We start from the raw sequence: 21,294 nt of genomic DNA, 5'->3' as shown, positions 1-21,294 counted from the left end.
TATGGGAGAAGGTATAAGTACGTTTTTACCGTTTATTTTAATGTTTGTAGTTGTGTATTTCTTTATGATTGCACCGCAAATGAAACGTCAAAAACAAGAAAAAAAATTCGCAGCCGAGTTAAAAAAAGGCGACAAAGTAATTACCAAAAGCGGTATGCATGGTAAAATTGTTGAGCTGAATGATAAAGATGGTAGCTGTGTGATTGAAACATTAGCTGGAAAAATAAAATTTGATAAATCAGCTATTTCTATGGAAATGAGCAAGAAATTAAATGCACCAGCTAAATAATTTCAATCAATCATAAATAAAAAACTCCGAAGGAAACTTCGGAGTTTTTTTATGCTTATTTACCACTAACCACTAACCACTAGCAACTAACTAGCAGTTTTTATACTTATCATGCAATCCGACACCTTGTAGAATCATAGGTATAATTTTCTCTAAACGCGATTGCTTGGTGGCCTCTCGTTTGGCTGATTCTATATGTTCACAGTATTCCCGTTGTTTGCCTGGCGTTAACGCCTTAAAGCTATCGTGAACATCAGGCTGGTTTTTAAACAGTGTTTTGAGTTCACTAGGGATTGTTACACTTTTGCCTTTACGTTCTGCTTTAACTTCTTTGCCTAATTTTTGATTCTCTATAGCTTCTTTTACATAAGCTAATACTGCCGCTTGGTCAATATCATTCATGCTTTCAAAACGCATTTGGCGTAGAGCTTTAGTTTTGCCTTCTTGTGCATTGACTAATAGGTTTTTCTCGTCTTTAAGAAACACACCATTAAAAAACCAAATACCAAAATGATTTTTAAAAGCTCCTAAACCCACCACATTTTTACCATTTAAGGCATAAACAGGCGCACTCCATTTTACCGTCTCTTCTAATTCAGTTGAAATGATAATGTCGCGTAGAACGGACAACTCATTAGCAAAATGATTATTGACTTCAATGTACTCTTCTACTGAATAAACTTTTTTCATGTTTCGTTTTAAAGTTAATATAAACGGTTGTTTTAATGCCGTTTATACAAAATAGCATGTCGACATTTTTATGGCACAACAAAAGATACTGCTGGTGCTGACGTTGAATTTAAATTTGGAAAAACATCTCTACCTAAATTTGGATCAGCATAATTGTTGCCCCAAAAGGATTCGCCATAACATTTTGCATAGACGGTTGTTCCACTATCATAACCAAGTGCATCAATAGCAGCTTGAGTCAAATTAAAATTGTTGGGTGTATTATTTGCCTCAAGGGTTTCTAAAGCATTTTCATAATTTATATTACTAACAGTTGGATCTGTAGATAAGAAGTATCTAATATATTTTGGATTCACAGAACTGGCTGCAGGATTAGTTGTAGAGGTAAGTATTACTGGGACATTTGTATTTGAACTCACCGTTAGATTAGTAATAGTGGTAGTTGAAACTTGACCCAGTGAAGGATTATTCGTAATCACTGTTGACGAACCTGTGTTTCTGTGTTCGATGTTAAACTTTTTGTATGTTCCATATTCTGACTTTTCATAAATGAGGGTGTATGTACCGAAAGGGACATCGATTAATACAAAATCACCATTAACATCTGTTGTTGCGGAAAATGTTGTTCCCTCAATGCTCACAGTCATATTTGAGTTGTCAATCTGCGTTACACCTTCGTCAAACAAGTTTACAGAGCCAATGATATTAGCTTTTGTTACAGGTTCTGGATTTGAATCTTCGTCTTTACTGCAGGAGGCAAATCCTATTAAAAGGATTAATCCAAACTTCAAACAATTTAATTTCATGGTTTTTAAATTTAAGAGTTAATAATTTCATGTCACCAATATTTATTTTGGTCTTTTGTTTGCATATAACAAAAGTGTATGGCATTGTTTTAACATTTCGACTATAATCAATATAGGTAAATTAAACACAATGCAAAACGAAGTTCGTCTTTTTTTCTGACAAATTCAAGTCGGCATATTATGGTAGTAATCTAATTTTTAGCCTTTAAAGCTGTTAACTCCGCAATCTTACAAATCACTTCAGTAGCTTTAATAATACTTTCTACAGGAACATATTCGTAACGTCCGTGAAAGTTATGACCACCTGCAAAAATATTAGGACAAGGTAAGCCCATATAACTTAATTGTGAGCCATCTGTACCACCACGAATCGGTTTTATAAGTGGTTTAATGTTTAATTGCTTCATGGCTTCTTCTGCAATATCTACTATATGCATCACAGGCTCAACCTTTTCCTTCATATTAAAGTATTGGTCTTTGATTTCAACAGTAATAACCTCTCTACCATACTGTTCATTGAGCTCATCGGTTAATTTTTGCATCATTTCTTTTCGGGCTTCAAAATGCTCTTTGTCATGATCACGAATAATATATTCTAATACAGTTTCTTCTACAGCACCATTCATATTGTGTAAGTGAAAAAAGCCTTCATAACCTTCCGTATGTTCCGGAGTTTCTAATCGTGGTAGCGAATTGATAAACTCGGTTGCGATATACATGGAGTTAACCATTTTGCCTTTAGCATAACCTGGATGTACTATTTTTCCTTTTACAGTTACCACAGCACCTGCTGCATTAAAATTCTCATATTCCAATTCGCCAACTTGACTACCATCCATGGTGTAAGCCCAATCAGCTCCAAATTTTTCAACATCAAATTTATGTGCACCACGACCAATTTCTTCATCAGGTGTAAAACCTACGCGTATAGTTCCATGCTTGATTTCGGGATGCTGAATTAAATATTCCATTGCAGAAACAATCTCACAAATACCAGCCTTGTCATCGGCACCTAAAAGGGTAGTACCATCAGTTGTAATAAGGGTTTGTCCTTTGTACAATAATAAATCTTCAAAATAATCTGGTGAGAGTACAATGTCCTGCTCTTTATTTAAAATAATGTCTTTACCATCATAATTTTCAACAATTTGAGGTTTTACATTGGCACCCGTAAAATCGGGACTGGTATCAAAATGTGAAATAAAACCAATAGTTGGTACGTCATGGTCTACATTACTAGGTAAAGTGGCCATGATATAGGCATTATCGTCTATAGAAACATCACTCATACCAATGGCCTTTAGCTCTGCAGCCAGCGCATTGGCTAAATCCCATTGCTTGGCTGTACTTGGTGTGGTTTCGGATTTTGGATCAGATTCTGTATCAACCGTTACGTAACTAATAAATCGATCTATGATGTGCTTTTTATCTATCATGGTTAGTTTGTTTGTTCAAAAATAAAAATATCATTTGTTATTATAAACTATCTTGAAGTATAATTTAATTTATTATTAGTCTTTGATTAGATTGAAATTACAAGTATTTTAGCTATTCAACAATTTACTTTTTTAAATGCGCTATTTTTTAACTGTATCTTTCTGCTTCGTAATTTGTTCTACTGCTCTTTCTCAAGAAAAATTGTATAAAATAGGATTCCTATTAGATAAAACGAATTCTAAAATAGCTTCATTGGTAGATAAATTAGAGGAAGAAATTACAGCAGTTGTAGGCGAAGATGCTACCGTTGTATTTCCAGATAATAATAGGTACACCAATAATTTTGATCCCTTATTGGCTAAAAAGCAATATGAGACTTTGGTTAATGAGGTTGATATTATTATCGCTTATGGTGTTGTTAGCAATGAAGTGTTAGCAAAAAGAGATACCTATCCCAAACCAACTATTTTATTTGGAACCGTTAATGAAGATTTTATTGAAGACGGAAAACACATTAATCATGAAGTAGATAATTTTACGTCAATTGTTACGCCATTGTCCTATAAAGAAGATTTAGAATTTCTAAAAAAGCTTGTTGGGTGTAAACAAGTTGGTATTTTAATTGAACGTGGTGCAATTGCTTACGACCCTATTTCTGAAATGATAACAAGTTTAGCAGCAGAGTTAGAGCTAGATTTATCATTGGTGCCTTTTGATAATACAAGTGATATTATTAATGCACTTGATGATCAAAAAGCGGTTTATTTTATAGGTGGATTGTATCTTACAGATGCTGAAATGAAAACAGTAGCTGATGCTTTGATTCAGCGAAAAATCCCATCATTTACTACATCACCTATTAGCGATGTTGAAAACGGATTGCTTGCCACCAATAATGACCAAACGCAGATTGATCAATTTTTTAGACGTATCGCTTTAAGTGTGGAATCTATTGTGGTTGATGATGTGTTTAACGAGTCATCCTCATTGTTAACCGTAAATAAAAGCCTTACCATAAATTTTAACACGGCTCAAAAAATTGGTATACCCCTTAAGTATAGCCTTATTGCTACTACCAATTTTGTTGGCGATGCTTCCGATATTGTTGCTGATAAAGAATATGATTTAGTTTCTGTTATGACAGAAGTAATTGCTGAAAACTTGACTTTAAAAGAGGCAAAACAAAATGTATATATTGCTGAAAAAGATGCCGAATTAGCTAAAAGTAATTATTTACCAGACGTGTCGGCAGCAGCATCGGCAAATTATAACGATCCAGAATTTGCCGAAGCAACAAACGGTCAAAATCCAGAAGTCTTAACAGCCGGAAATATAACGTTGTCCCAGACAATATTTTCTGAATCTGCTAATGCTAATATAGGTATTCAAACGGCTTTACAAAAAGCACAAATGGAAGACTATAACAGAGAGGAGTTAAACGTAATTTTTGAATCAGCTACGGCGTATTTTAATACGCTTATTCTGAAAGCCAATTATAAAATTCAAAGTAAAAATCTTAATTTGACTAAACGAAATTTAGAAATTGCATCACAAAATTTTGAAGCAGGTCAGTCTGGGAAATCTGATGTATTGCGTTTTAGGAGTGAATTGGTTCAAAATATGCAAGATAATATTGAATCGTTTAATCAACTAAAACAAGGTTATTATGTTTTAAATCAGTTGCTTAATAATCCTATTGATTTGATTATTGATGTAAACGATGCCCAACTAGACTCTGGAATTTTTGAAGAATATGATTATCATGAATTTAATGGGTTATTAAATGATCCAGTTGAGCGAAAACCCTTTACAGATTTTTTAATTGAAGAGGCTTTAAATAATTCACCAGAATTAAAATTTTTAGATTATAATTTAATTGCTACAGAACGTAGTGAAAAATTATTTGGACCAGGCAGGTTTCTGCCAACAGTTGCTTTGCAAGGTCAGTACAATCATGTGTTTTCTAGAAGTGGTGCTGGAAGTACATTTCCAGTATTTATACCGACACCACCCGATGGCTATTATAATGTAGGTGTTAGTTTATCTATGCCTATTTTTAATCAAAATAAACAAAACATTAATAAGCAAATAGCTACTATTCAAAAGGAACAAATACAATTTTCAACAGATAATGTCAAACTTCAAATTGAAAAGAATATCAACGATACCGTATTAGAAATCATTAATCAGGTAACCAACATCGAACTATCTATAGTATTTGAAGAAACTGCTAAAGAGGTTTTAGAATTAACCCAAACGTCTTATGAAAATGGAGCTGTTAATATTATTCAGTTACTAGATGCTCAAAATAATTACTTGCAAGCTCAATTAGCAAGTAGCAATGCAACGTATAATTACTTGATAGCTATGCTAACTTTAGAACGCTACATTGGAAACTTTTTCTTGCTTGAATCTACTGATGAACGCAATGCCTTCTTGGCTCGTTTTTTAGAGTTTAAAGCTAATATAGAAGATTAAAATAAATATTATGAAACTAAACAAACACTATAAAGTATTAGTAATTCTTACACTTGGTATTTTAGTGAGCTGTGGTAAAAAAGAAGCTCCTAAAAAAGAGGTGTTACGGCCAGTAAAGTATGCGGAGGTTAAGTATTCTGGTGCTGATAAAATTAGGCATTTTAGTGGTACAGCTAAAACTGAAAAAATAATAAATTTAAGTTTTAGAAATACAGGAATCATTGTTATGCTTAACATGAAGCTTGGTCAAAAAGTAAAAAAAGGTGATTTATTAGCGCAGTTAGATAATGTACAAGCACGATTGAATTATGAAAGCTCAATTGAATCTAGAAATAGTACAGAATCTCAAATGAACACGGCTAAACTTAATTTAAACCGAGTTAGAACACTTTACGAAAAAGGAAGTTCTTCTTTAAGTGATTATGAAGCAGCGAAAAACTCCTATAGGACCGCAGTTGCCAGTTTTGAATCGGCTAAACGAAGTGTTTCCATACAGGCCGAACAAATTAAATTTGGTTATTTATATGCGCCAGAAGATGGTGCTATTGCATCTGTAATTGCCGAAGTAGATGAAAACGTATCACCTGGTCAAACCATTGGAGTTTTAAATGCTGGTACAGCCATTGAAATAGAAATTGGATTACCAGAAAGCGTTATTAATAATGTTCATAAAGGCATGAATGTAAAGGTAGCTTTTTCTGCTATTGATAATAAACAGTATGATGCTAAAGTAACCGAAGTTGCACCAGCTTTAGATAGTAATACATCAACGTATCCAATTCGTGTAACAATAACTGAAGAAGACGAAAGAATTAAAAGTGGTATGGCAGCTAGTGTAACTTTTGAGTTTGCAACAAGTCAGAGTGAGGAACGCAAATTAGTTATACCACCAGTTAGTGTTGGCGAAAATGGCAATGACCGTTTTGTATTTTTAATTGAAGAATCTGAAGGGAAGCACGTTATAAAACGTCAGCAAGTAACTATTGGTGAGTTAACTGCTGAAGGATTTGAAATAGAATCAGGACTTCAGGAAGGACAAAAGATTGCGACCGCAGGTTTACAAACCCTTTTAGATGGTCAAAAAGTTAAATTAAATTAAGCGCAATATATGAATTTAGCGAAATTTTCAATAGAGCGCAATAGAATAACCTTCACGATATTAGCAACTATTGTTTTAATGGGTATCGTCTTGTATCAAGGCTTATCTCGCGATAGTATGCCACCTTATACGGTTCGTGTTGCGAATATTGTAACCAGTTTTCCTGGAGCGAGTCCAGAACGTGTTGAGCTTTTAGTAACCGACAAGGTTGAAAAAGTCTCTCAAGAATTACCGGAATTAAAAGAAGTAACCAGTACGTCTCGTGCTGGACTTTCAGTTGTAACCGTAGAATTAAAAGATGAGGTTAAACCTGAAAAATTACAAGCAGTTTGGGATAGATTAAGGCGAAAATTAGATGCCATAGAAGGTTTACCTGCTAATGTGGTACCATTTTTAGATGACGATGGTATTGGTGAAGTTTTTGGAATTGCAGTAGGAATTATTTCTGATGGTTATTCTTATGCAGAAGCTAAAGAGTATGTTGATGATATAAAGGATGATTTAATTAAGCTTGAATTTGCGGCAAAAGTGGAGCTTGGAGGTGTTCAAGATGAGCGTGTTTTTGTGGAATTTGATAATTCGCGATTAAAGGAATACGGTTTATCGGCATCTAAATTACAATCCGCAATTAGTGCCACCAATATATTGAGTTCAGGAGGTCAAGTCAATCTAGACAGCGAACGCATAATTTTAGAACCAACAGGAAATTTTAATTCAGTTGAAGATATAAAGAACACCCTAATTCCAGTTGGAGATGGAACGCAAATGGTTTATTTAGGCGATATAACGACCATTGTAAAAGGCTATATAGATCCACCTACCCAAATTGTAAAAGTTAATGGTAAAGAAGCCATTTCCATGCATATCAGCTTAAAAGAAGGTGCTAATGTTATTCAATTAGGTGAAGACGTTAATAAAGTCATGGACTATTGGGAAACCAGGCTACCCGTTGGTTTAGAGCTCGTTAGACTAGCATCATTAGACACCTATATTGACGTTAAGATTAGTGATTTTATTGTCAATCTTATGCAGTCAATCATTATTGTATTGCTTGTAATGCTAATATTTTTAGGTGTTAGAACAGGAGCTATAATTGCTAGTTTAATTCCTTTAGTTACTATTATGACACTCATGCTTATGGGTGTAATAAGTATGGGCTTGAATCAGGTAACACTAGCCGCATTAATTATGGCTTTAGGTATGATGGTTGATAATGCTATTGTAGTTGCTGAAACCATTATGGTTAAAATGGAGAATGGCGCAAAAGCAAAAACGGCTGCTATTGATGCCTGTGCAGAATTATTTACGCCTTTATTGATTTCCACTTTAACAACATCGGCTGCCTTTTTAGCTTTTTACTTGGCGGAATCTACTATGGGAGATATTGTTGGACCAATTTTCGTGGTAATTTCAATGGCGCTATTGTCATCTTGGTTATTGGCATTAACAGTAATTACTTTGTTTTGCGTACTATTTTTAAAAATAAAACCAAAGGCTGAACGTGAACCAAGCGCCATTGATAAAGTTATTTATAAGCTTAAAGGTTATTATAAAGATTTAATATTGAAAGCCTTATCTATTAAAGCAATAGTCCTTTTAACTATTGTTGGTTTGTTTATACTCTCACTTTACGGCTTCACTAAAATACCTTTTATTTTCTTTCCTGATAGTGATCGTAATATGATTACGATAGATGTTAATTTGACTCAAGGTACACGAATTGAGCGAACAGAAGAATTATTTGCAGAGTTGGAAGTTTACATGCGCGATTCACTTTTAGTTAATGAAACAAGAGTTAATGGCATAACAGATTGGTCCACTTATGTTGGAAAAGGACCAGAGTCTTATGATTTAGGTTATACGCCAGATGAGCCAGATGCAAGTTATGGTCACATGCTTGTAAACGTTTCTGATGCCATTTATAACAATGAATTAGTAAATAGATTGGATGCTTTTTGTTACGACAATTTTCCAGATGCTGATGTAAAAGTAAGTCTTTTAGGATCTGGAGGTGGAGGCACACCAATTGAAATTAAAATTTCTGGTGAAGATCCAGATATATTAGCTACACTATCAGAACAAACAAAACAAAAACTTTCTAAAATTACTGGAACTAAAAATGTAAAAGATGATTGGGGTCCAAAAAGTAAAAAGTTTGTAGTAGATATTGATCAAAATAAAGCACGTTTAGCAGGTGTTTCAAATCAGGATATAGCTACCTCTTTACAAACTGTATTAGATGGTTTTCAAACTGGTGAATATCGTGAAGACGATAAATCCATTCCAATTCTTATGCGAAGTGATGGCAGTCAGCAACAATCATTAGCATCTATTGAAACATTAAATATTTATGCTCAAAATACAGGTAAAAGTGTTCCTTTAAGTCAGGTGGCAACCATAGTGCCTGAATGGCAATATGCTAAAATTAAACGATTGGATATCGATAGAACTATTGTAGTCTCAAGTGAATTGAATGATGATGGTAATGCATCAGCAATAATGAAAGAAGTTACGCCATGGATTGAAGAAGAATCTAAAAGTTGGCCAGAAGGTTATACCTATAAATTTGGTGGTGATGCTGAAAACACTGCTGAAAACATGGGAGCTGTATTAGGCTATTTGCCGTTGTCTGGATTCATCATAATCTTGTTATTAATTATTCAATTTAATTCTGTTAGAAAAACAATAATGGTGGCATCAACTATTCCTCTTGGGATTATTGGTGTTGTTATAGGTCTATTAATATTTCAAGAGCCTTTTGGATTCATGCCCTTTCTAGGTGTGATTTCATTAGCAGGTATCGTAATCAATAATGCCATTGTATTAATTGATAGAATGCAGATTGAAGAAAACGAAATGAAAAGACCTATTCAAGATGCTATTATAGCAGCTTGCTTACAACGTTTTAGACCTATTTTATTAGCTACATTTACAACCGTGTTAGGTTTAATTCCACTATACTTAAGTGGAGGTGAAATGTGGGAAGGTATGGCTGTAAGTATAATGGTTGGTTTATTGTTTGGAACCTTTATAACATTGTTGTTTATTCCATCATTTTACAGTGTGTTGTATAAGGTAAATTATAAGGATTACACGTTCAATGAAGAATTAATGGAAGATTAACATGCTATTAAAAAAGCTATATACATATCGCTTTGAGCTATTCTTTTACAGCTTAATTGTTATTTTATTTGGTTCATTAATATTTCCAAGGCATGTTTTAAATACGGTTATTATGCCACTGTTATTTGTTTTAAATATTGCTTCTGGTTTAGTGATATTTAAAAAAAGGAAAAAACAAACGTGGGTTGTGGTAATTATGTTAATCCTCGTGTCATTAGTTTTTCTTTATCGCTTGATTTCAAAAACAGATGAGCGCATACTAGACTATATAAGGTTTTTTGTTTATTTCGGATTTTATGCTTTGGTCTCTGTGGAAATTATTTCTCAAGTGTGGAACTCCAAACGCGTCAATAAAACAGTTATTTATGGTTTAATGAGTGGCTATATTTCTCTTGGGCTTATTGGTTTTTTTATATTTAATTGTATCGAAATGATACAACCTGGTTCCTTTAATGGGTTAATTGAATCAGGAATGACCACTACTAATATTGACGACCTAATGTATTACAGTTACATAACACTTATGACTATTGGTTATGGCGATATTACACCTATAACGGATGTGGCTCAAAAAGCGTCAATGTTTTTAGCTATGATTGGTCAATTTTATTTGGTGATTGTTACTGCTGTCGTTATCGAAAAGTATATCAAGCATTCTCAAAAAGAGTAAAATTTCACAGTTTTTCAATAATTAGAATTGTATTTTTGCAGCACAAAAGAGGCAATATGTATAAATTACTAATCCGACCATTATTTTTTCTTTTTGATCCAGAGAAAATTCATCATTTTACATTTTCAACTATTCGTTTTTTTAACAAATTACCGTTTGTTTCAGGCATTATAAAAAGCTTTTATAACGTTGATAATAAACAATTAGAACGTGACTTATTTGGGTTGAAATTCAAGAATCCAGTTGGATTAGCTGCAGGTTTTGATAAGGATGCTAAACTGTTTAATGAATTATCGAATTTTGGATTTGGTTTTATAGAAATAGGAACACTAACACCAAAGCCGCAAGATGGCAATCCGAAAAAGCGTTTATTTCGATTACAATCAGATTCAGCTATAATAAATAGAATGGGTTTTAATAATGGTGGTGTAGAAGCTGCTGTTGAAAGACTAAAGAAAAATAAAGGCGTTTTAATTGGTGGTAATATTGGGAAAAATAAGGTAACACCTAACGAGGAAGCTGTTGAGGATTATAAAATATGTTTTGAAGCATTATTTAATTATGTCGATTATTTTGTAGTCAATGTGAGTTCACCAAATACACCAAATTTACGTGAACTGCAAGATAAAGAGCCGCTTACAAAATTGTTACAGACGCTTAAAGATTTAAATAACGAAAAGCCTAAGCCAAAACCCATATTATTAAAAATAGCACCTGATTTAACCGATTCACAATTATTAGATATTATTGATATTGTTAGCGTAACGCAAATTGATGGTGTAATCGCCACCAATACAACTATATCACGAGATGGATTGACAAGTGATAATAAAACTGAAATGGGTGGATTAAGTGGTAAACCATTGACCAATCGTTCTACCGAAGTTATCCAGTTTTTATCAGATAAAAGCAATAAAGCATTTCCGATAATTGGAGTAGGAGGTATTCATTCTGTTGCTGATGCTTTAGAGAAATTCGAGGCAGGCGCAAACCTCATTCAACTTTATACTGGGTTTATATACGAAGGCCCAAAACTTATTAAGGATATAAATAAAGCTTTAATTAATAATTAGTTTTTGAGTTTTAACTTGACCATCAACACTTTCTAATCGCGCTAAATAAATTCCTTTTGTAAGATTAGTTAAATCAATAGTATTATTAGCATTGGTTTTTAATGGCATATATTGTACTTGATTACCAAGAATATCATAAATACTAATTGTACTCAATTTGGCTGCAGTATTATTCTTTATTGTAACAACACCATTACTTGGGTTGGGATAAATCTTAACATTGTTTGAAAAATCAGGAGTTTCAATACTTAAAACAGATTTAAGAGTTAGTGTTAGTGTACCCATTTTATTTCCGTTAATAGGAAAACCGTTAATCATACTTACAGGAACTGGTGTATTTGCGTTATTTGCTGAATCATAATTGGAACCATCATCTGTTCCAGCATCATATGCAAAAACATCAATTGTAAAGGTGTCTTTCCAGCCATTATCCGCATCATTTCTTAAATTCAAACTATTTACTGCAATAAACCAATCTGGACTTGGTGCAACCATTGAAACTAATGTTAGAAATGGGAAATCTTCGCTAATTTCAATATCTGCCAAAGTAGTAACAGCTTGGGCTATGTTGGGCGAAAAACCCATTTGCAACCACTTATCTGCTTTATTTTGATTGATTGCCATATTTACTTCATCTTCAAAAGCTGCATTATTACCTAATTCAGCGACATCTTGTATTCCATGAGTAGCATTCTGACCAAGTTGAACAAATTCATTTGCTGTATTGTGCGTGGCACCAACTAAATTAGACCAATGGGCATTATTAGGAATTGAAGTATGTTCGGAAGCGTTCCAAGTACTTTGAAATGTTATGTCATAAGTTGCAACAGATTGACTAAATATAAAAGAAGCATTAAAAAGTAAAAAGACAAAAAAGTAAGTTTTTTTCATGGCAAGATGTTTTGAGTTAAGTCGTGCCATAATATAGATTGCTTACAAACTATGGGTTAATTTATTAGTAGTTCTAATAGATAATCGTCCATTATATAGCCGTTCCCTATATCCATTACTATTTCTTTTTTTATTCTGAACCCCTTTTTTTCGTACCACTTTATAGAGTTTGTATTGTATTTGTTTACTGTTAACCAAATAGTTCTAAAGCTTTCTGTTTTAGCTTTTTTAATGGTGAATTCTAAAAGTTTAGTACCCAAACTTAAGCCTCGATAATCTATGTCAACATAAATTTTATTAATCATTAATTTATTTTCTGATTCATGAGGAACTAAAGCAAGATAGCCGCATGGTTTTGACTGATGTTCAATGAGAAAATATAGGTAGCCATCCTCTAGCTGTTTGGTTATGGCCGATTCACTTTGAAATTTATGAACCATATAATTTACTTGGTCTTGCCCAATTATGGGCTCATAATGTTGGTTCCAAATTTTATGGGCTAATTGAGTAGTTAATTTTATATCGGCTTTTGAAATTACTGGTTTTATCAAAGCTAAAATTTATTTGTTTTTAATCAGTTAAGGTATTATAAATCTATTAAAAATAGAATCATGCCTAAATTGTTTTTTACTAATGTTTAAATATTCTATTTTTGAGAATATGACAGAAATCAAAATCATAGAGTGCCCACGTGATGCCATGCAAGGTATCAAAGCGTTTATACCCACTGAAAAGAAGGTTCAATACATTCAATCGTTATTGCGTGTGGGATTTGATACTATTGATTTTGGAAGTTTTGTGTCTCCTAAAGCCATTCCACAAATGGTGGATACAGCCGAAGTTTTAGCACAACTTGATTTATCGAAAACAACCAGTAAGCTACTCGCTATTATTGCAAACACAAGAGGCGCACAAGATGCTTCACAACATACAGAAATCGATTATTTAGGGTATCCGTTCTCCATTTCAGAAAATTTCCAGATGCGTAACACGCACAAAACCATTGCACAATCGGTTGTAACTTTGAAAGAAATTTTAGAGATAGCCGATAAATCAAATAAAGAAGTCGTGGTTTATATTTCAATGGGATTTGGCAATCCTTATGGTGATCCTTGGAATGTTGACATTGTAGGGGAGTGGACTGAACGCTTAAGTAATATGGGTGTCAAGATATTATCCTTGAGTGATACCATTGGGAGTTCAGATCCGGAAAATATTGATTATTTGTTTTCTAATTTAATTCCAAAGTATCCTGAAATTGAATTTGGTGCACATTTGCATACTACGCCATCAACCTGGTTTGAAAAAGTTGATGCAGCTTATAAAGCCGGCTGTAATCGCTTTGATGGCGCGATCCAAGGTTTTGGTGGTTGCCCAATGGCTAAGGATGAGCTTACTGGAAATATGCCCACTGAAAAATTACTGTCGTATTTCACAACAAAAAAGAAATCTGATTTAAATGCTATGAGTTTTGAGAGTGCTTATAACGAAGCAACTAAAATTTTTAGCCAATATCATTAATTTTTTTTGCTCTTATAGCTCTTACTATTAATTAGTTATATTTTTTCTTCAAAAACTATTTAAAATTAATCTAAATAAACTTTGTTAAACTGTCATTCTGTTTTATTTTTGCACTTGAATTTAATAACTATTTATAATAAGTCTAAATAAAAATGAAGCAAATTATTGTGGCAGCAGCCCTAACTGCAATGGTATTAACATCATGTTCTAATGATGACGATAACGCAATTATAATAGATAACGGTATCACAACTCCAACAACTTATTCTTTTGAAAGAAATGGAGAATCTACAGTAAGTTTTGAAGGTCAAACAACCCGAATTTTAATGGCTAGTGAATTAACATCAGCTTTAAGGGATAACACACAAACTGAAACAACACTAAATAGTATGTTTGCTCACATTGAGGGAGAAGCTGATTTTTCAAATGCCAATTTAAATGCTTCTAATAAAAATATACGTAGTAAAACAGCTGCTTCAAGAGATTATTTTTCTGCTAATACAACTGTTTCTAACTCAATAAAAGCTGATTTTGATGCTTGGATTGCTGACCAGGCTAACAATGTTTTTCCAAATTGGAATGTTACAGCATCTGCAGGTGTGGCTGGTCAATTACAACAGTTTAATGGTGGTCCTACACGCTATTTAAATGCAAAAGGTCTAGAGTTAAATCAAGCCGTAGCTAAAGGATTGATTGGTGCGTTGATGACTGACCAGATGCTTAATAACTATTTAAGTACTTCTGTTTTAGATGAAGCATCAAATGTTAGTAATAACAATAATGAAGTGCTAGAAGATGGTAAATCATACACAACTATGGAACATAAATGGGATGAAGCCTATGGGTATTTGTATGGAAATGAAGCAGACCCAAGTATGCCAGTTTTAGGAGCCGATAGTTTTTTAAACACTTATTTAAATCAAGTAGATGCTGATAGTGATTTTTCGGGTATTGCATCAGAAGTATTTGAAGCTTTTAAATTAGGTCGTGCAGCAATCGTTGCCAATAACTATGAGGTTCGTGATGCACAAGCCGAAATAATTAGAGAACGTATTTCTAAAGTTAGTGCTGTAAGGGCTGTTCATTATTTACAAGTAGGTAAGAATAAAATTGTTGAAGGTGATATGGCAGCTGCTTGTCATCAGTTATCAGAAGGTTTCGGATTTATTTATAGTTTACAGTTTACAAGAAAGCCTAATACCAATGCACCCTATTTTACGCATGAGGAAGTGGAAGCTTATGTAACTGAATTAATGACAGGAAATGGTTTTTGGGATGTGACAGCTGAAACATTAGACACCATATCAGAAGAAATTGCATCACGTTTCAACTTTACTGTTGAACAAACTATAGATTAAAAAAGGAATTTTTAAGTGAGTTAGTTTATAACCATAAACAGATGCCGTTTTTTAAGGTATCTGTTTTATGGTTTCTAATTAAAATAAATTAGTAATGAAAAAAATAATTTCAGTTTTAGTAGTCTTGATTGTTGTAGCTGCCTGTAGCTCTTCTGACGATAATAATCCAGGTTCAGGAAATAATCCTGATAATTTCAACAGGCAAAGTATGCTTAATAATTGGGCAGATAATATCATTATTCCAGTTTTTGAAGATTTAAATGGTAAGTTGCAAAATTTGGTTGATGCAAAAGATGTTTTTGTAGCAGTTCCAAATGCTTCTAATTTGAATACTTTGCGTACATCATGGTTAAATGCGTATAAGGTTTGGCAATATGCCGAGATGTTTAATATTGGGAATGCAGAAGCTATTAACTATTACTCACAAATGAATATCTATCCTGCTTCTGTAACTGAAATTGAAGCTAATATTACATCTGGAACTTACAATTTAGCACACCCTAACAATCAAGATGCTGTTGGATTTCCAGCAGTAGATTATTTACTGTATGGTGTTGCTAATTCAGACATGGAAATTGTAGCTGTTTACACAACAAACACCAATGCCGAAAATTATAAAGTGTATTTATCTGATTTGGTTGATCAAATGAAGAATTTAACGCAATCGGTACTGAATGATTGGACGACAGTTTACAGAGGTCAATTCATAAATAGCACAGCCAATACAGCAACAAGTTCTACCAATAAGTTAACTAACGATTTTATTTTTTACTATGAAAAAGGTTTACGTGCTAATAAAATAGGAATACCTGCAGGTATATTTTCTACAGATCCCTTATCAGACAAAGTTGAAGCCTTTTATAATAGCAATGTATCTAAAGTTTTAGCTTTGGAAGCCTTAAATGCAGTTCAAGACTTTTTTAATGGTAAGGCATACAACAGTTCTTCAATTGATAATAGTTTTAAAGATTACTTGCAGTATTTAAACACCATGAAAAATGGTGAAGATTTAGATGTTTTAATTAACAATCAATTCAATCTAGCTCGAACTAAAATTCAAGACCTAAACACAAGTTTCACACAACAAATAAACACTGATAATTCTAAAATGACTGAAGCTTATGACGAATTGCAAAAAGCAGTCATATTATTGAAAGTAGATATGGTTCAAGCTATGAATATCAGTGTAGATTATGTTGATGCTGATGGCGATTAAAAAACTTAAATAAATCAGTATAGATTCTTTAATAGCACTTGATTATTAAGGAATCTTTTTTTGTATGTCATGCAACCTTAAAAGATATAGTAATCAGCAGATAGATGCAGCACCTTTAGCTGTATTTCGCGTATTGTTTGGCGTAATGATGATATTTAGTATCATTCGTTTTTGGGCAAATGGTTGGATTGAAAAACTTTATTTAGAGCCAAAATTTCATTTCTCATTTTATGGTTTTGAATGGGTGAAACCGTTAGGAAATTACACCTATTTGCTTTTTATTATTTGCGGATTAGCAGCTCTGTTTGTGGCTTTAGGTTTAAAATACAGGGTTGCTATTATCACATTTTTCTTGAGTTTTACTTACATCGAACTCATGGATAAAACGACCTATCTAAATCATTATTATTTTATAAGCCTGTTGAGTTTTTTAATGATTTTCTTACCGGCCAATGCTTATTTTTCATTAGATAGTTACTTTAAGAAACGTAGTTATTCAAAAGTGCCTAAATGGACTATTGATAGTATAAAACTCCTTTTAGGTATTGTCTATTTTTATGCTGGTTTAGCCAAAGTTAATAGTGATTGGTTGTTTAAAGCCATGCCTTTAAAAATATGGTTGCCATCTAAATATGATTTACCTTTTATTGGCGAAAACTTTATGCAACAAGAATGGTTTCATTTTGCTATGAGTTGGAGTGGGATGATCTACGATTTAAGCATTCCGTTTTTATTACTATACAAGCGTACCCGATTAGTTGCTTTTGTGTTAGTCGTGTTTTTTCATGTGTTTACGCGTGTGTTGTTTCCAATAGGTATGTTTCCATTTATCATGATTGTTTCAACATTAATTTTCTTTGATGCAAAATTTCATCATAAAGTTATATATGTCATAAAAAAAATAACATCCATGTTGTTACCTAGAACACAATCTAGTGGTCTCACAACAATGGCAATCATGGAAAATTTCAATGTAAAGAGACAGAAAATAGTGCTATCAATCATAGGAGTATTTTTTGTTATTCAATTATTATTTCCTTTTCGCTATTTAGCCTATCCAGGCGAATTGTTTTGGACAGAAGAAGGCTATCGGTTTTCATGGCGTGTCATGCTTATGGAAAAAATGGGATACACCACATTTACCATTAAAAATGCTGAAACAGGTAAACAATTTGTAGTTGACAATTCAGATTTTTTAACTGCATTTCAGGAAAAACAAATGAGTTTTCAACCTGATTTTATTTTAGAATACGCACATTATTTAGGAGATCATTTTTCAGCGCAAGGACACAAAAATGTTCAGGTATTTGCCGAAAGTTATGTGGCACTTAATGGCCGATTGAGTCAACCATTTATTGATTCAACAGTCGATTTATATAAAGAAAAAGAATCATTCCAGCACAAAACCTGGATTTTACCATTTACAGATGACATTAAAGGATTTTAAATTATTAGGGATGCTTTTTTTCTGTGTCTCAACCTATTCACAGTATAAAATTTCTGGTTTTGTAACTAATGCCAAGGACAATCAACCAATTAGTCAAGTTTCTGTTTATGATAAAGATTCGGGTCTAATGACAAATTCAAATTCTTCAGGATATTATGAATTTGAAACTAATAAGGAAAACATCAACTTGGCGTTTTTCTCTTATGAATTTGAAGTTTATGAAATAGCCTTGATAGCATCTGAAAATACAGAATTAAACATTCAATTGAATGCATTATCAGTAAAACTTTCTGAAGTTGAAATTACAGCAAGAAAAACCAAGGTTTTTGAATTATCACGATTGAAAGATGTAGAAGGAACAGCCATTTTTGCTGGTAAAAAAACAGAAGTCGTATTGGTAGATCAATCTATGGCAAATCTAGCTTCAAACAATGCTAGACAAATATTTAGTCAGGTCGCTGGTTTAAACATTTACCAAAATGATGATGCTGGTTTACAACTTAATATTGGTGGTCGTGGTTTGGACCCAAACAGAACATCAAACTTTAACACACGCCAAAATGGCTACGATATTAGTGCCGATGTTTTGGGTTACCCTGAAAGTTACTACACACCAGCTTCTGAAGGATTGGAAGAAATTCAAGTTGTAAGAGGAGCCGCATCTTTACAATACGGGACACAGTTTGGTGGCTTGGTGAATTTTAAAATGAAATCTCCAAATCCAAACAAACCTATTGAACTCATTACACGAAATACAATAGGTAGTTTTGGATTATACACCAACTTTACCAGCATTAGTGGAACAAAAGACAATTGGAGTTATTATGGCTACTTTAATTATAAGAAAGGAGATGGATTTAGACCAAATTCCGAATTCGAATCTAAAAATGTCTTTGCTCATATTGGCTATCAGTTTTCTGAAAAAACCTCATTGACTGGTGAGTTAACTTATATGCGTTATTTGGCACAGCAAGCAGGTGGTTTAACTGATGATATGTTCGAAGAAGACCCTTATCAAAGTAACCGAACTAGAAACTGGTTTCAGGTAGATTGGTTATTATATAATTTAAAGTTTGAACATCAATTTTCTAAAAAAAATGATTTTTCATTTAACTTTTTCGGATTGCAAGCATCACGCTACGCTCTTGGGTTCAGAACTAATCGTGTTGATCAAATTGACCCATTGAATGAACGTGACTTAATAAAAGGGAATTTCAAGAATTTTGGGTTTGAAACGCGATATTTAAGTAAATATAAAGTTCTTGAAAAAGAAGCTACATTTTTAATAGGAGCTAAATATTACAATGCTAATAACGACCAGCAACAAGGACCAGGATCTGATGGTATAGGTCCAGATTTTAATGTTGCAACAGAAGATTTTCCTAACTATCCAAATCAGTCTTCCTATGATTTTCCAAATTTAAACATTGCTGTTTTTGGAGAAAACATTTTTTACTTATTTGACAAGTTTTCTATCACACCAGGAGCGCGTTTTGAATATATAAAAACATTAAGTGATGGATTTTATCAAGAAATTCGTTTGGATGGAGCAGGAAATCCAATTTTTAATGAAACCGTTTATGAAAATCAAGATTTTGAGCGATCGTTTGTATTGCTTGGTTTAGGATTAAGTTTTAAACCAAATAATAATATAGAGTTCTATGGAAATGTATCACAAAACTATCGTTCAGTAACATTTTCAGACATCAGTATTTTTAATCCAGCTTTTGCCATAGACCCTAATATTACAGATGAGAAAGGTTTTACATCAGATTTAGGTATTCGAGGTAATTTTAAGCGCATTGTTTCTTATGATGCTAATATATTTAGCTTGGTTTATAATAATAGAATTGGGTTTGTTCAAGAGGTTTTATCAGATGGACGTATTATTAGTTTGCGAACTAATGTTGGTGATGCTGTTATGTTTGGCGTAGAATCTTTATTTGATGTTGATGCCAAGAGATTAGTAGGTTTAAACCCTGAATTTAGATTGAATTATTTCTTAAATTCCTCGTTCATTAATTCAGAATATACAGCTTCTGAAAAACCCGGAATTAAAGGTAATAAAGTAGAATTTGTTCCAGAGATTAATATTAAAACAGGTTTGCGATTTGGGTATAAAAACCTATTAGCCAATTTACAATATACATACTTGTCTAGTCAATTTACAGACGCAACCAATTCCGTTGATGCACCAATTAGTGGTGTCATTGGAGAAATACCGAGTTATGATATTTTAGATATTTCGTTGTCTTACAGCTATAAAAGATTTAAACTAGAAACAGGCATAAACAATCTTTTGGATAATACTTATTTTACTAGGCGTGCTACAGGTTATCCTGGACCAGGAATTATTCCATCGGCTCCAAGAAACTGGTATGCCACATTACAGATTAAAATTTAATAATTTCTTGTATTTTTAAGCTTCATAAATAAACATGAGGTACGTTTTAATTCTTATTGTAGCTTTAAATATTTCTAATCTTTGCTATTCCAAAGAATATAAATCTTTAAATGATTTTCAAAAACAAACTGGTTTAAAAGAATTAACGGCATCCGATTGGTTGAAATCGGACAGGAAGCGTCATACTCAAGTTTGGCATGAGGCCAATATTTATAATTTGAATAACCAACAGCCCTTTGAATATACTACAATAGTTCAAAGGCGTGATTTCTACGAATGGCTATATCATTGTTTAGAAGAAAAAAACAGTGAGGTTGTTTGGCCAAAAATGGCACATTATATCTCAAAAAAGTTGCGATTAACCAAAGCGTTTCCGTTTAATGTTTTCACAAAAAAGAGCGTACAAGATTATGCTTATCAAGGCAGTGAGGCTGTTTTTAATAATGCCTTTGAACTAATTGCTAGATTGGTAAATTCAAACAACAATTTAAAAGGGCAGAATGCTTTAGAATGGGATAAAATGTTTTTACATAAAGAACAATACTTGTGGCTGTCAGAAATTTATTCTGATGTGGATAATGAAACCTTAAAAACGATAACAAAAATGGCAAAAGGGAAGGGGTTTTATGCACTTTTGGTGCCAAATGCTATTCGCTTTGAAGGTGATATTAAGAGTGCTGAAATGCGCTACGAATACGCTCTAAACAAATTAAGAACTTATTGTAAAAAGCATTACCAATAAATTAACGCTTGCTAAAAACGTTATTCCTATTTTAAGTTGTATATTTGCAT

General features: G+C 32.9%; 17 protein-coding genes. 12 read left to right on the top strand and 5 right to left on the bottom strand.

Annotation, left to right across the window (positions count from 1 at the left end):
• Position 1 precedes the first annotated feature (1 nt).
• Positions 2 to 289, top strand: a complete 288-nt coding sequence (yajC, locus tag C1S72_RS03490) for a preprotein translocase subunit YajC (RefSeq protein WP_104734277.1) — start codon at positions 2 to 4, stop codon at positions 287 to 289.
• Between the two features lie 90 nt (positions 290 to 379).
• On the opposite strand, the gene C1S72_RS03485 is transcribed toward yajC, so the two are convergent.
• From C1S72_RS03485 to pepT, 3 genes are all read right to left on the bottom strand, one after another.
• Positions 380 to 979: a YdeI/OmpD-associated family protein gene (locus tag C1S72_RS03485; protein ID WP_104734276.1), complete on the bottom strand. Its 600-nt coding sequence runs from the start codon at positions 977 to 979 to the stop codon at positions 380 to 382.
• Positions 980 to 1,047: 68 nt separating this feature from the next.
• Positions 1,048 to 1,785 (bottom strand): peptidase associated/transthyretin-like domain-containing protein, encoded by a 738-nt coding sequence (locus C1S72_RS03480; protein ID WP_104734275.1) that lies wholly within the window; start codon positions 1,783 to 1,785, stop codon positions 1,048 to 1,050.
• A 191-nt stretch (positions 1,786 to 1,976) separates the two neighbouring features.
• Positions 1,977 to 3,221 carry a peptidase T gene (pepT, locus tag C1S72_RS03475; protein WP_104734274.1) on the bottom strand — a complete coding sequence of 415 codons (1,245 nt, stop codon included), beginning with the start codon at positions 3,219 to 3,221 and terminating at the stop codon, positions 1,977 to 1,979.
• 202 nt (positions 3,222 to 3,423) lie between these two features.
• On the opposite strand from pepT, the gene C1S72_RS03470 reads away from it, so the two are divergent.
• From C1S72_RS03470 to C1S72_RS03450, 5 genes are all read left to right on the top strand, one after another.
• Positions 3,424 to 5,700: a TolC family protein gene (locus C1S72_RS03470; RefSeq protein ID WP_205527078.1), complete on the top strand. Its 2,277-nt coding sequence runs from the start codon at positions 3,424 to 3,426 to the stop codon at positions 5,698 to 5,700.
• A gap of 10 nt (positions 5,701 to 5,710) precedes the next feature.
• Positions 5,711 to 6,799, top strand: a complete 1,089-nt coding sequence (locus tag C1S72_RS03465; protein WP_104734272.1) for an efflux RND transporter periplasmic adaptor subunit — start codon at positions 5,711 to 5,713, stop codon at positions 6,797 to 6,799.
• A gap of 9 nt (positions 6,800 to 6,808) precedes the next feature.
• The gene (locus C1S72_RS03460; RefSeq protein ID WP_104734271.1) at positions 6,809 to 9,922 is read left to right on the top strand and encodes an efflux RND transporter permease subunit; all 3,114 of its coding nucleotides are present in this window, start codon (positions 6,809 to 6,811) and stop codon (positions 9,920 to 9,922) included.
• 112 nt (positions 9,923 to 10,034) lie between these two features.
• On the top strand, positions 10,035 to 10,592 hold the full coding sequence (locus C1S72_RS03455; protein ID WP_162919913.1) for a potassium channel family protein: 558 nt from the start codon (positions 10,035 to 10,037) through the stop codon (positions 10,590 to 10,592).
• A gap of 56 nt (positions 10,593 to 10,648) precedes the next feature.
• Entirely contained in the window at positions 10,649 to 11,665 is a 1,017-nt protein-coding gene (locus C1S72_RS03450) for a quinone-dependent dihydroorotate dehydrogenase (RefSeq protein ID WP_104734269.1), read from the top strand.
• Here the strand turns inward: C1S72_RS03450 and C1S72_RS03445 are convergent.
• Both C1S72_RS03445 and C1S72_RS03440 read right to left on the bottom strand, forming a co-directional pair.
• Positions 11,651 to 12,556 (bottom strand): T9SS type A sorting domain-containing protein, encoded by a 906-nt coding sequence (locus C1S72_RS03445; protein WP_162919912.1) that lies wholly within the window; start codon positions 12,554 to 12,556, stop codon positions 11,651 to 11,653. The genes C1S72_RS03450 and C1S72_RS03445 overlap by 15 nt on opposite strands.
• 56 nt (positions 12,557 to 12,612) lie before the next feature.
• A complete protein-coding gene (locus C1S72_RS03440; protein ID WP_104734267.1) occupies positions 12,613 to 13,107 on the bottom strand; it encodes a GNAT family N-acetyltransferase in 495 nt (164 codons plus the stop codon).
• 109 nt (positions 13,108 to 13,216) lie between these two features.
• Here C1S72_RS03440 and C1S72_RS03435 point away from each other — a divergent pair, with 109 nt between their 5' ends.
• The 6 genes from C1S72_RS03435 to C1S72_RS03410 all read left to right on the top strand — a co-directional run bounded on the left by C1S72_RS03435 (position 13,217) and on the right by C1S72_RS03410 (position 21,244).
• Positions 13,217 to 14,077 carry a hydroxymethylglutaryl-CoA lyase gene (locus C1S72_RS03435; RefSeq protein ID WP_104735771.1) on the top strand — a complete coding sequence of 287 codons (861 nt, stop codon included), beginning with the start codon at positions 13,217 to 13,219 and terminating at the stop codon, positions 14,075 to 14,077.
• Between the two features lie 152 nt (positions 14,078 to 14,229).
• The gene (locus tag C1S72_RS03430) at positions 14,230 to 15,435 is read left to right on the top strand and encodes a DUF4856 domain-containing protein (RefSeq protein WP_104734266.1); all 1,206 of its coding nucleotides are present in this window, start codon (positions 14,230 to 14,232) and stop codon (positions 15,433 to 15,435) included.
• 94 nt (positions 15,436 to 15,529) lie between these two features.
• Positions 15,530 to 16,651: an imelysin family protein gene (locus C1S72_RS03425; RefSeq protein WP_104734265.1), complete on the top strand. Its 1,122-nt coding sequence runs from the start codon at positions 15,530 to 15,532 to the stop codon at positions 16,649 to 16,651.
• Positions 16,652 to 16,715: 64 nt separating this feature from the next.
• Positions 16,716 to 18,098 carry an HTTM domain-containing protein gene (locus tag C1S72_RS03420; RefSeq protein ID WP_104734264.1) on the top strand — a complete coding sequence of 461 codons (1,383 nt, stop codon included), beginning with the start codon at positions 16,716 to 16,718 and terminating at the stop codon, positions 18,096 to 18,098.
• Complete coding sequence (locus C1S72_RS03415) at positions 18,079 to 20,502, top strand: TonB-dependent receptor domain-containing protein (protein ID WP_104734263.1); 2,424 nt, start codon at positions 18,079 to 18,081, stop codon at positions 20,500 to 20,502. The genes C1S72_RS03420 and C1S72_RS03415 overlap by 20 nt, the downstream gene beginning before the upstream one ends.
• Before the next feature lie 34 nt (positions 20,503 to 20,536).
• A complete protein-coding gene (locus C1S72_RS03410; protein WP_104734262.1) occupies positions 20,537 to 21,244 on the top strand; it encodes an Insecticidal toxin complex protein in 708 nt (235 codons plus the stop codon).
• Positions 21,245 to 21,294 lie beyond the last annotated feature (50 nt).

It is taken from the genome of Hanstruepera ponticola (assembly GCF_002940745.1).
GTDB lineage: Bacteria > Bacteroidota > Bacteroidia > Flavobacteriales > Flavobacteriaceae > Hanstruepera > Hanstruepera ponticola.
The sequence above is the reverse complement of the archived record's forward strand: the minus strand, read 5'-3'. Positions and strand labels throughout refer to the sequence as shown.

What these genes read in the sequence shown, in the direction of transcription:
- yajC (WP_104734277.1), top strand. Translation starts at nt 2, where the DNA reads ATGGGAGAAGGTATAAGTACGTTTTTACCGTTTATTTTAATGTTTGTA.
- C1S72_RS03485 (WP_104734276.1), bottom strand. Translation starts at nt 979, where the DNA reads ATGAAAAAAGTTTATTCAGTAGAAGAGTACATTGAAGTCAATAATCAT.
- C1S72_RS03480 (WP_104734275.1), bottom strand. Translation starts at nt 1,785, where the DNA reads ATGAAATTAAATTGTTTGAAGTTTGGATTAATCCTTTTAATAGGATTT.
- pepT (WP_104734274.1), bottom strand. Translation starts at nt 3,221, where the DNA reads ATGATAGATAAAAAGCACATCATAGATCGATTTATTAGTTACGTAACG.
- C1S72_RS03465 (WP_104734272.1), top strand. Translation starts at nt 5,711, where the DNA reads ATGAAACTAAACAAACACTATAAAGTATTAGTAATTCTTACACTTGGT.
- C1S72_RS03460 (WP_104734271.1), top strand. Translation starts at nt 6,809, where the DNA reads ATGAATTTAGCGAAATTTTCAATAGAGCGCAATAGAATAACCTTCACG.
- C1S72_RS03455 (WP_162919913.1), top strand. Translation starts at nt 10,035, where the DNA reads ATGCCACTGTTATTTGTTTTAAATATTGCTTCTGGTTTAGTGATATTT.
- C1S72_RS03450 (WP_104734269.1), top strand. Translation starts at nt 10,649, where the DNA reads ATGTATAAATTACTAATCCGACCATTATTTTTTCTTTTTGATCCAGAG.
- C1S72_RS03445 (WP_162919912.1), bottom strand. Translation starts at nt 12,556, where the DNA reads ATGAAAAAAACTTACTTTTTTGTCTTTTTACTTTTTAATGCTTCTTTT.
- C1S72_RS03435 (WP_104735771.1), top strand. Translation starts at nt 13,217, where the DNA reads ATGACAGAAATCAAAATCATAGAGTGCCCACGTGATGCCATGCAAGGT.
- C1S72_RS03430 (WP_104734266.1), top strand. Translation starts at nt 14,230, where the DNA reads ATGAAGCAAATTATTGTGGCAGCAGCCCTAACTGCAATGGTATTAACA.
- C1S72_RS03425 (WP_104734265.1), top strand. Translation starts at nt 15,530, where the DNA reads ATGAAAAAAATAATTTCAGTTTTAGTAGTCTTGATTGTTGTAGCTGCC.
- C1S72_RS03420 (WP_104734264.1), top strand. Translation starts at nt 16,716, where the DNA reads ATGTCATGCAACCTTAAAAGATATAGTAATCAGCAGATAGATGCAGCA.
- C1S72_RS03415 (WP_104734263.1), top strand. Translation starts at nt 18,079, where the DNA reads ATGACATTAAAGGATTTTAAATTATTAGGGATGCTTTTTTTCTGTGTC.
- C1S72_RS03410 (WP_104734262.1), top strand. Translation starts at nt 20,537, where the DNA reads ATGAGGTACGTTTTAATTCTTATTGTAGCTTTAAATATTTCTAATCTT.